Annotated in this window: 1 protein-coding gene; it reads left to right on the top strand. The window is 61.3% G+C overall.

What is annotated here, in order from left to right; genetic code table 11:
• Nucleotides 1-277: 277 nt before the first annotated feature.
• Nucleotides 278-581 (top strand): transposase (locus MKK88_RS28490; RefSeq protein WP_244005846.1); only part of this gene is annotated, 304 nt, incomplete at its 3' end.

Raw genomic sequence — 581 nt, forward strand, 5'->3', positions numbered from 1 at the left:
CCCGCCGCCTCAGCCCTCGATGCCGGCGATCCGGCAGGCCATCTTGGATCACCTCAGTCGGCCGCCAGCGCAGCGATGCCCGCACTGTGACGCCGATCTCAACCTGCCACCCTGAAACCAATCTGCCAAAGTAGTGCTAGAATACCTGAGCATCAGGTCGAATGTGCCATAAGCGTGTGCTTATGCCTGCCAACTGTCACGTCGCTTCCGAGTGGCCTGCCCCCTGAAAAGTGGTCCTCCCTGAGGTATGGCTTTGAGCCATGTGGAGGATGTCGTCATGGGACGGAAGAAGCATACGGCTGAAGAGATCGTTGCTAAGCTGCGGCAGTTCGATGTCTTGATCTCGCAGGGTCGCAAGGTTGCCGAAGCAATCCGGTCAATCGAGGTGACCGAGGTCACATACTACCGCTGGCGGTCCGAGTACGGCGGCTTGAAGGGTGAGCCTACGCCTTCCTCCAATCCCGGCGCCTCGCAGCGGTGGGGCGGAAAAAAAAGAATCGCCTGCCCGCCGCCTCAGCCCTCGATGCCGGCGATCCGGCAGGCCATCTTGGATCACCTCAGTCGGCCGCCAGCGCAGCGAT

Origin of the sequence: Methylobacterium sp. E-005 (genome assembly GCF_022829725.1) — a bacterium.
In the GTDB taxonomy this organism is placed as follows: Bacteria; Pseudomonadota; Alphaproteobacteria; order Rhizobiales; family Beijerinckiaceae; genus Methylobacterium.